Here is a 7722-nt window from a genome sequence, read left to right as displayed (position 1 = left end):
TAATGCTTTTTCAGTTTTTTGATATTGATAAAATGTAATGAAAATAATAATGAAAATCGTTGACAAAAGAATTAATCCTTCATTTATATCTCCTAAAATAATATATAAAAAACCACAAGTAATAAGGAGTAAAAACATAGGTTCTTTAACAACTTCCATCGCAATACCAATAACATTTTTAGGTTTTTCGGAAGGTAATTCATTGTAGCCAAAAGAGGTGAGTCTTTGGTTTACCTCGTTTGTATTTAAGCCATTTATCATTTCTGCAACTTATATTTTATTGTGATTGTTAGCTATTTATCTGGTTACTCCTCAGTGTTTGTTGATAATGGTATAGAGCTATGATTTCGTGCGTGTAAATCCGTTAGGATTTTCATGCTTAGAAATTAGGTTAAATATACAGAATGTTTGTCGGACTGTAACCAAACCTAGCAATGAATTATACCCATTATTGCCTTTAACTGCGGATTTCAACTCAGATTTTATAAAAGTTCTTTAAAATATAAACTCACAAAGTAGACAAATTCCTAATTGACTTCCACTCTACTCGATTTAAAATTGAAAAATGACTCGGAAGAATACAACAAGAAAGTACGAAAACGCAATTTAAACGAGAAACAACTCACAAACGACTCGAAGCAATGGGAAATAAAGATTTCAACTATGAAAATAATTTGAACAAAACAACAAAGAAGTAGCTTTCTAATACTAATAATTTAGAAATTATTTAGTATTTCTTAATACATAGTTAGATAAATTTTTCTTATCTTTAAATATGAATTAAGCTGATGGTTTCAGATGCTCCTTTTCCAGTCTATGCCCCCCTTTATATTGTCTAGAGTCACTCCAATCTTGGTAAAATAATAATTGGAAGCATTAGATTTTTTTAATAAAACGAAGGCCAAGTTAAAGTGAATTTCAAAAAATACATAGCAGAGCTTAAAAGACGTAATGTATTTAGCACAGCAATAACCTATTTAGTAGTGGCATGGGTAATTGCTCAGGTATCTTCCATTGTTCTTCCAGCTTTCAATGCGCCAAAATATTTAATGAAAACCTTGATTTTTATATTGATTATTGGCTTTCCTGTTAGTTTAGTTTTTGCTTGGGTATATCAATTATCGGCAAAAGGAATTAAAAAAAATAAAAATTTTGAGGAAGATAAATTAAATTCAGAACAACCTAAACATCAACTTAATAATGACAATAAAAAACTCGTAGTCTTACCATTCCAAAATCTCAGTTCAGATAATGACAGTAATTATTTTAGTGATGGGTTAACAGAAGAAATCATTATTCGTTTATCTGGAATTAAAGAGCTTGACATTGCTTCACGAAGCACTTCTATGCGGTATAGAGATTCTGAGTTGGATATAGTTTCCTTGGGTCAAGAATTGAATGCAAATTTCCTTTTGCAAGGCACTGTACGTAAGCTGAAGCATGATTTAAAAATATCAACAGCGTTAATTGATGTTGAAAAGGATGCTCAACTTTGGGCCCAGATTTATCACGGCAAAATTGAGGATGTTTTTGGTATTCAGGAACAGGTAGCTAAGAAGATTGTAAAGTCATTGCAATTAAAACTTACTCCTAAAGAAAAAGTAGCACTTAGCAAAAGAGCAACCATGAATAGTGAGGCACATGATGCCAACTTAAGAGCTCGTGAATTTCTTTTTAGGTATACAAAAACCTATCTTCTTTTAGCTATTGACCTTTTTCAAAATGCAATAGATTTTGATCCAAAATATGCCGCTGCATATGCTGGAATGGCTGAGGCTTGTGCTTTATTATATGAAACACATGATAAGAATCTCAAATGGATTAAAAAAGCAGAAGAATCATCATTAAAAGCACTAATCTATGATCCTACTTCATCTGAAGCATATAGTTCTCTGGGTCTGGTTTATTATAATAAAAATTTACCAAAAGAAGCATTGATAGCCACTGAAAAGGCAATTGCCTTTGATCCAGATAATTTTTTCGCCTATTGGGTTAGGGGTCGACTATATAGAGTGATGGAAAGAGATGCTGACGCTGTATTTGATTTTAATAAAGTATTAGAGCTTAATGAAGATTTTCATTCTCCTTATGGTGATTTGCAGATGGTCTATGAAACATTACACGATAAAAAAAATCTTCAGGATATTATTGAGCGGGCGGAATTATTTTACCCCACCTATTTGCTACATCACCCTGATGACTCTCGTGCTCACCAATTTTATGCCTTTACATTAAAAAGACTAGGTCGATTAGAGGAAGCAAAAAAAGAAATGCAAAAAGGAATTGAACAAAATCCAAATGACCCAATTATTGTTTATAATGCCGCTTGTTTTTATGCATTAATTGATGATAAACCAGCTGCAATTGAAAATCTTAAAAAAGCAATGGAAAATGGATTTGAAAATTATAACTATCTCAAACATGACCCTGATCTTAATTGCCTACAAAAGGAACCAGATTTCATTGCATTGATGCAAGGAAAATAGTAATTTTTGAATAGAATTGGAGTTATAAATTTTTTTATCTAAAAAAAATATTTTTTTTCTTTCAAATCTTCTTGTGAAGTTTTTTAGCAATTAAAGGGAACGGATTAAGATTTGTGCGACTGGAAAATTGGAGATTTTTTGAAGTAGCAAATTGTTTACTAAATGTTTGCTGGTTTATATTTAATTTAAATATTTTATGAGTTGTTGTAAACAGTTATTTGTTCAGTTTCTTATTAAAATCTAATATAATTTTTTCTAATTCTTTTCCATAAATTAGTTCAGCATTTTCATAAGTTTGATTTTTACATAGTTCAAGAAACTTTTCTTTGTCAATTAAAACAAGGCTTTCAACAAAAGCGCCAGCTATTGGATATAATATTTCTTCCGAGTATTGGTTTGCATTTAGCCAAATCTCTTTTATATCTATTTTTTTACTTTGTAAAGTATTTTTCGCATTTTGAGTTCTATTTGAATTTGTTTGGTCAAAATACACTCCAATTCCTTCATTAATGAGTCTATTTCTATTATTTGTATTATCAAACCAAAAAGAAATATTGTGAGTTATTTCGTGTCCTTTTGTTTGAGTGTCTCTATTGTGAGAAATGCAATATTTTGGATTTGTAAAGCCTAATGAATTATTTAAAATTTTAATTGCTTCATCATTTGATTTCCAAACAAAGAAATCAATTTTTTTAGGTAAATCAGATGAGAAAAAAGTATTGATATTTAAAAATGCCTCTTCTCTTTCATTAATGAAACTTTCTTTGTTAATAATTGATGTACCGTTTTGAAAATGAAAAGTAATATTATCAGTTTCTAATGTTTCCCAACTTTCATAAAAGCTGTGAAAACCAAACAATAAAGCTAAACCGTTTAACTTTTTTGTTGAGTTTTTAGTTCCATTGTATTCTAAAGATTTTTTATAGAATTTATTGGCTTTTTCTATATTTCCAATGGCGAAATTTGATTCCATTAATTCAATATTCGACCAAGCAAATTGCCAATCATTTTCAGAACAATTTCTTGCATTTTCTAAAAAAGGAATTGCTTTATTAAATTCATTCAAGATATTATATGCTTTCCCAATTCCCAAAAGTCCATCAAAATCATTTGGTTCAGATTCGATGAGTTGTTTACCTAATTGAATAACTTTTTCAAATTCTTTATTTTTAAAAGCATTACTCATTTCAGATTTTTGAGAATAACTTGAAATGCAAAATCCAATCAGGAATATTATTTGAAGCAATATTTTTGTCATAATTTTAGTCAACGGATTCGTATTAAGATTTGTGCGACTAGAAAATTGGAGATTTTTCGGACGTAGCAACTTGTTTGTTAAATGTTTGTCGGTTCATTATTTAGTTTAAAAATAAGCATAAATTTTGAAATCTGTCATTTGATTATACCATTCGGAAGTTTTTTTTATAATCAGTTTTGCCATATTTATGATACATTCAAGGTTCAAATTTTAGTTCAGAATTCATTATTTATTTGGGGTTTAATATCCTATAATTTTATGGAATCTGTTATTCAGTTTTTCGTGTATAATTTGCTGCATTTTTCATTAATATTATTAAAATCAGTTCCTTTTGGTAGGTATCTTCTAATAAGTCCATTAGTATTTTCATTGGTTCCTCTTTCAAAGGTAAGAATTAAGGATGAGCAAAGTATATTTTTATATACTAATTCATTTGCGATTTGCACCTGATAGGTTGATAGTCAACATCTTAATTAGTGATAATCGTCATTGTTATATTCCAACTAAATATCTAACTTTAATCATCAAGTTTAAAAACTAATATCATGAAAAGGTTAGGTTTAATAATTATGGCTCTCCTATTTTTGATATCTTGTTCAGTTGATGTTAGTGGAATCTTTGATGTCTCTCCCATTAGAAATGACACGTATTTTACTCCACCTATTTGGATTCAAGGAGAATGGGCAGGTGAATATGTAAATATTTATGGCACAAAGGTTTTAAAGGACTTTAGATTTACCCAAAATGATTTTATTGCTAATGGAATAAGTTATAACGAAAGAATAAATGCTATAAGTACCACATATTTAAGTGCCACAGAGCAAATTACAAATACTAATTATAAAATAACTATTATGCATTTGTCAATTAATAAAGACATTTATGATTTTAAGTATATTTCTAATTCTGAAATTACTTGCATTTATGAAAGCGGTGTATTAGATGATTGGGATAATAGGAATATTGAAAATTATATATTATTAAAAAAATAAAAAACATTAATTTTTTTAAATGCATCAATGTGATTAATTTATAACCGTTTAATTTATAAGTATTACTAATAATAGTTATCGTTAAAATTCATTACGTTTCAACTAGTTTTTGCGTTTCAACTCACAATTCAAATTTAAAGAACCATTCATTCCGCTTTGCTTTAAATATAAATTTTTTACTTTAATCCCAAGATTATTCAATGAATCGATTCCATTTGCCTCATATTCATAAATATCAAATTCTCTTTTGGAATAAAATTTTTGGTTAGATATTTTTTATTAACTTAGCTCAAAATATTAGCAAACATCGCTCACAAATTTAGCATTATGATTTATTTAGCAAATAATATAAAACACATTAGAATCTTAAAAGGGTTAACCCAAGAACAATTTGCTGAAGATTTAAAAGTATCTCGCTCACGCATAAGTTCTTATGAAGAGAATAGAGCTGTACCACCTATTGATTTTTTAGTTGATTTATCTGAATATTTTAAAATTTCAATTGATATTTTAATTAAAAACAATTTATCTTCAGCAACAGACCCTTCATTTATTGAAATTGGAAACAAAAGACTACTATTTCCTATTACTGTTGATGGAGCTAATGAAGATTTAATAGAGATTATCCCAGTGGAAGCTTCTGCTGGTTATTTAAGAGGATATTCTGACCCTGAATATATAGAACATTTGAATAAAATAAAATTACCTTTTTTACCAACGGGCACACATAGAGCTTTCCCTATAAAAGGTGACTCCATGTTACCCGTAAAAAGTGGGTCTTATATTGTTGCTCGTTTTATTGAAGAAGTTAGCTCTATAAAAGATGGCAGAACCTATATTGTTCTTACGCTAAATGATGGTATTGTTTATAAACGAGTTTTTAATAAGATTGAAGAACATGGAATGCTATTAATGGTTTCTGATAACAAAAAATACGACCCATATTATGTTCCTATAGATGAAGTTTTAGAATTATGGGAATTTACCTGTAGCATTAATACCCAAGAATATGAAGAGCACGAACTAAAATTAAGCAGTATTGCAAGTATGCTTACACAATTAGGTGTTGAATTGAAAGAATTAGAAAAAATTTATAAATAGTGTATTCAATAGTAGATATAGAAACCACAGGGCACAGCAACAGAATAACTGAAATTTCCATTTTTGTTTTTGATGGAGAAAAAGTAATAGATGAATATACCACACTTGTTAACCCTGAGTGTGTAATACCTCCATTTATAACTAATTTAACAGGTATTACCAATGCAATGGTTGGCAATGCTCCAAAGTTTTATGAAATTGCAAAAAAAGTTGCCGAAATAACTAAAGACACCATATTTGTAGCGCACAATGTTAACTTCGATTACAATATTATTCATAAAGAATTTAAAGATTTAGGATTTGATTTTAAACGAAAAAAATTATGCACTGTTCGGTTATCTAGAAAACTAATTCCTGGTTTAAAATCATATAGTTTAGGTGCACTTTGTACTTCACAAAACATTATAATTAAAGATAGACATAGAGCTAAAGGTGACGCAGAGGCTACTACTATATTATTTGAAAAATTATTGATTTTAGATGAAGATCAAATAGTTTTTAATTCATTTTTAAATCCGAGTTCAAGACAATCAACTTTACCTCCTTTATTGCCTAAAGAAATAATTGGTAATCTTTCAATAAAAACTGGAGTGTATTATTTTAAAAATAGTAAAGATGAAATTATTTATGTTGGAAAAGCAAATAACATAAAACAACGAGTGCTAAGTCATTTTTATGATAAAGCAAAAAAAGAAGTTACTATGTGTTTAGAAACAAGCAATATAACTTTTGTTGAAACTGGTAGTGAACTGGTAGCTTTATTAATGGAGTCGTCTGAAATAAAAAAAATATATCCAAAATTCAACCGTTCACAAAGAAGAGCAAGTGAAAGTATTGGTTTATTTAATTATGAAGACAGAGATGGGGTTGTTCATTTAGCATACAATCGATTAAAATTAATTGCAAAACCCTTAATGAAATTTTACAACGAAACTGAATGTAGAAATTTTTTAGAAAAATTATGTGAAGAGTTTGAATTATGCCCAAAATATTGTCATTTGCAATCAAATGTTAGCAGTTGTTTTCATTATCAAATAAAACAATGCAAAGGTATTTGTAGAAATGAAGAGGATGTTATAACCTACAATCAAAGAGTACAGCAAGCAATTAACTCTGTAAAATTTAATACTGAGAACTTTGTAATTAAAGAAACCGGCAGAACTAATAAAGAGCATTCAATTGTATTAGTATTAAATGGAATTTATAAAGGCTTTGGGTATATAAGTAAAAGCAAAGAAACAACAGTAAATGATTATTTTGATAACATTACAACTCAAAAAGATAATAATGATGTAAAACGTATTTTAAATTCATACCTAAAAAACAATATAGAAACCATAGAGAAATTGGACGACTATATTTATGAATTAAATTCGTTTTCTTAATGTAGTACCAAACTAAAATAACAAAACAAAACAAAAAGAAGAAATTAAACAGCGTTTTAATGCTAATGTTACTACTTTAAATAGCTTTCAACCAATAGAGTTTTGTAATGCATTAATGTATTATAAAGAGTTTTATTTTCCTTATAACTGTGATTTAATCGCAACTTCATTGAATAAAAAAATCAAGTTTAAAAAAATAAAGATTAACAATTCACAACTAGGAAGTCTCCAGTTCAATTCTGGATCCTGCCACTTACAAATCAAGGAATTTGTTATTTAACTTAAGTCCTTTTTTATTTTGCTTAAGGAATTACAAACATAAATTTATTCGAATACCTTTATTTTTAATCACGTTAAGTCTTCAACATTAAAATAAACTATAAAAAACTCAAGCACAAGTCTAGGTTTTGATAATGGTTTAAATTACTGGCTTTATGCAGTAAGAATAAGTATTATGTATCAAAACACTTGGGTTCCGTTTCTTATAAAATTACTCTTTA

Annotated in this window: 6 protein-coding genes; 4 read left to right on the top strand and 2 right to left on the bottom strand. The window is 28.2% G+C overall.

Going from position 1 to position 7722, the window contains the following annotated elements; genetic code table 11:
• A partial coding sequence (locus ABY863_RS02495) for a cation-transporting P-type ATPase (protein ID WP_372792682.1) occupies window positions 1–261 on the bottom strand: 261 nt, incomplete at its 3' end.
• Between the two features lie 650 nt (window positions 262–911).
• Between ABY863_RS02495 and ABY863_RS02490 the strand changes: the two genes are divergently transcribed.
• A complete protein-coding gene (locus tag ABY863_RS02490) occupies window positions 912–2486 on the top strand; it encodes a hypothetical protein (protein ID WP_372792681.1) in 1575 nt (524 codons plus the stop codon).
• 214 nt (window positions 2487–2700) lie between these two features.
• Here ABY863_RS02490 and ABY863_RS02485 read toward each other — a convergent pair whose 3' ends face one another.
• Complete coding sequence (locus tag ABY863_RS02485) at window positions 2701–3744, bottom strand: tetratricopeptide repeat protein (RefSeq protein ID WP_372792680.1); 1044 nt, start codon at window positions 3742–3744, stop codon at window positions 2701–2703.
• A 545-nt stretch (window positions 3745–4289) separates the two neighbouring features.
• Between ABY863_RS02485 and ABY863_RS02480 the strand changes: the two genes are divergently transcribed.
• From ABY863_RS02480 to ABY863_RS02470, 3 genes are all read left to right on the top strand, one after another.
• The gene (locus tag ABY863_RS02480) at window positions 4290–4736 is read left to right on the top strand and encodes a hypothetical protein (RefSeq protein ID WP_372792679.1); all 447 of its coding nucleotides are present in this window, start codon (window positions 4290–4292) and stop codon (window positions 4734–4736) included.
• Window positions 4737–5063: 327 nt separating this feature from the next.
• A complete protein-coding gene (locus ABY863_RS02475) occupies window positions 5064–5837 on the top strand; it encodes an XRE family transcriptional regulator (protein ID WP_372792678.1) in 774 nt (257 codons plus the stop codon).
• On the top strand, window positions 5837–7222 hold the full coding sequence (locus ABY863_RS02470) for an exonuclease domain-containing protein (RefSeq protein ID WP_372792677.1): 1386 nt from the start codon (window positions 5837–5839) through the stop codon (window positions 7220–7222). The genes ABY863_RS02475 and ABY863_RS02470 overlap by 1 nt, the downstream gene beginning before the upstream one ends.
• Window positions 7223–7722 lie beyond the last annotated feature (500 nt).

The sequence above is a fragment of the Lutibacter sp. genome (assembly GCF_041562875.1).
Classification (GTDB): Bacteria; Bacteroidota; Bacteroidia; order Flavobacteriales; family Flavobacteriaceae; genus Lutibacter.
This window is presented reverse-complemented; position numbering and strand designations above follow the sequence as displayed.